Source organism: Methylotenera sp. (genome assembly GCF_013141425.1).
Lineage (GTDB): Bacteria > Pseudomonadota > Gammaproteobacteria > Burkholderiales > Methylophilaceae > Methylotenera.
Genome location: NZ_JABFRA010000116.1, coordinates 1 through 3010 on the forward strand (window position 1 = coordinate 1; position 3010 = coordinate 3010).

The 3010-nt window shown below is 46.2% G+C and carries 2 protein-coding genes; one reads left to right on the plus strand and one right to left on the minus strand.

Annotated features, from left to right (window positions below):
• Positions 1–184 (plus strand): hypothetical protein (locus HOO90_RS10255; protein WP_292842697.1); only part of this gene is annotated, 184 nt, incomplete at its 5' end.
• Here the strand turns inward: HOO90_RS10255 and HOO90_RS10260 are convergent.
• Positions 161–3010, minus strand: a 2850-nt coding sequence (locus tag HOO90_RS10260) for a Tn3 family transposase (RefSeq protein ID WP_292842699.1), incomplete at its 5' end; no start/stop codon positions are given. The genes HOO90_RS10255 and HOO90_RS10260 overlap by 24 nt on opposite strands.

Genomic DNA, 3010 nt, shown 5'->3' on the forward strand with positions numbered 1-3010 from the left:
CATTAAAGGAATTCTATGTATGACAAAACTATTCAAGACTAAACCAGTGCATGAAAAAAGAACCATTCGCTATCCAATTTTAATGACTGAAAAAGAAGCTGAAACTATTCGTCACTCTGCTTTAATAGGGGTGAACGCAGAAAACGGAAAAAATTGTACGCTAAGACTTTTCTGCATTGCGTAACGGTCTAAATTCCCCATCCTCTACTTTGCGATTTTGCCGCCAAACATAATCACCCGTCAAATTGATGTGCTCCCAGCCCAATGGTGACAGATACTGTAACAAGCTGTCATCGAAAGCTTTACTGCCAGCTTCGCGCATGGTTTGTGTTGCTCGATCTAGATACACTGTATTCCACAATACAATAGCAGCTGTCACTAAGTTCAGACCACTGGCTCGGTAACGTTGTTGCTCAAAGCTACGGTCGCGAATTTCACCCAACCGATTAAAGAATACAGCTCTGGCCAGAGCATTGCGTGCTTCACCTTTGTTTAATCCAGCATGTACGCGTCTGCGCAACTCAACACTTTGTAACCAGTCCAGAATAAACAGCGTGCGCTCGATGCGACCTAGCTCACGTAATGCTATAGCTAGGCCGTTCTGACGCGGATAACTGCCAAGTTTTCGTATCATCAATGAGGCAGTTACTGTTCCTAGCTTAATTGAAGCGGCCAGCCGTAAAATCTCATCCCAATGCGTACGAATGTGCTTAATGTTCAGGGTGCCACCAATCATGGTATCCAGTGCGGGATAATCCTGTTTATTTTTCAGGATATATAGTTTCGTGTCTTTCAGATCACGAATGCGTGGCGCAAACCTAAAGCCTAATAGATGCATCAAACCAAAGACATGATCGGTGAAGCCTGCTGTGTCGGTATAATGCTCTTCAACTCGCAAATCAGATTCATGATATAGCAATCCATCAAGCACATAGGTTGAGTCGCGTACACCCACATTGACTAACTTGGTACTGAACGGTGCATACTGGTCAGAAATGTGCGTGTAAAATAATCGGCCAGGTTCACTGCCATATTTTGGGTTGATGTGACCATTACTTTCAGCTTTACTGCCTGCCCGAAAGCGCTGTCCATCGGATGATGACGTTGTGCCATCACCCCAGTTCTCGGCAAAAGACTGTCCAAACTGCGCATTGACTATATCTGCAAGTCCTGTCGAATAGGTTTCATCACGAATGTGCCACGCTTGGAGCCATGATAGTTTTGCATAGGTCGTTCCAGGGCTGGATTCAGCCATTTTGGTTAAGCCTAGGTTAATCGCATCAGCAAGTATAGCTGACAGTAATAACGTCCTATCTTTGACAGGCTCACCACCCTTTAAGTGTACGAAATGTCGCGTGAAACCAGTCCAGTCATCAACATCCATTAACAGCTCAGTGATTTTGACGCGCGGTAATAGCATGCCAGTCTGGTCAATAAGGAATTGTGCTGCTTCTGGTACAGCGGCATCCAGTGGTGTGATCTTCAATCCAGAGTCTGTGAATATTGCATCAGGCAGTTCATTGGCCAGAGCCAGCCTGTTGACAGTGGCCAGCTGTTGTTCCAATAGAGTTAGCCGATCATGTAGATATTGGTCGCACTCTGGATTGATGGCAATGGGCAACTCCTTTGCCTGTTTGAGTGCGCTAAATTTATCCAAGGGCAACAGATACTCATCAAAGTCTTTAAACTGGCGGGAGCCTTCTACCCATATGTCGCCTGAACGAAGTGCATTTTTCAGTTCCGATAACACGCAAATTTCGTAGTAACGACGGTCGAGACCATCATCCGTCAGCACAAGTGGTTTCCAGCGTGTTTTGATAAAATCTGTTGGTGCATTTTCTGGTACTTTACGTGCGCTGTCGGCATTCATTCCGCGCAACACCTCAATAGCATCCAGCACACTTTTTGCTGCTGGTGCCGCACGTAACTTGAGTACCCCTAAAAACTCTGGCGTATAGCGGCGCAACATATTAAATTGTTCACTAACCAAGTGCAGGTGATCAAACGATTCCGGCTGTGCGAGTTGCTCGGCTTCGGTGACGCTCTGCGTGAAATCATCCCATGGAATGACCGACTCAATGGCAGCATAGGGATCACTACCCGATTGCTTTGCCTTAACCAAGGCAAGTCCGATTTTTGAGTATAGCCTTACCTTGTCATTGATTACTTTGCCTTGTTTTTGGAATTGTTGCTGATGTTTGTTTTTGGCTGAGCTAAATAGCTTAACCAGAATGCGATCATGTAAATCAACCAGTTCATCCGTGACTGTTGCCATGCCTTCCAAGGCCAGCGCGACCAACGTGGCATAACGTCGCTCCTTCTCAAACTTGCTCAGATCTTGTGGTGTCATTTGTCCACCTTCGCGTGCTAACTTCAGCAAGCGGTTTTGGTGAATATAGCGACCAATCCCTTCAGGCAAATCCAACTTTTGGAATGCTTTTAATCGTTCGATATGTTCAAGCATATGCCGCGAATTTGGTTTCAGTGGTGACTGTCGTAACCAGATCAGCCAAGTGATGCTGTTATTGGGTTTGCGCTTCAGCAAATCATCTAGCCTATAACGATGTTGCTCAGTCAGCGGTTCAATTAATGTACGATAAATGCGCCTATTAGCATGTGTAATGGCTTCTGCACAGGCTCTATCAATCACAGTAAGTGCTGGTAACATAACCTGCCGATGGCGTAGCGTTTCCAACGCATGCGTTGCGAGTACCAGCCCCTTGTCGGTCTGCATGGCAAGATCAATCAAATGGTGCAACAGAAAACGAAAATCAGACAGGCTAAATGGGGATAGCTTGAGATAGGCGCGCAACTCCTGAAGATGTTCTCGCCGCGTTTCATCGCGATCTCCATATTTGTCCCACGCGCTTGCGTCTGTCTTGATTTGGCTGGCAGCCCATTGTATTACTGGTTTGGTGGCTACCATATCATTGGCCAGACCATATCCAGGATAGCGCAGCAGACAAAGCTGTACGGCAAAACCAAGTCGATTGGCATCACCACGTCGTTG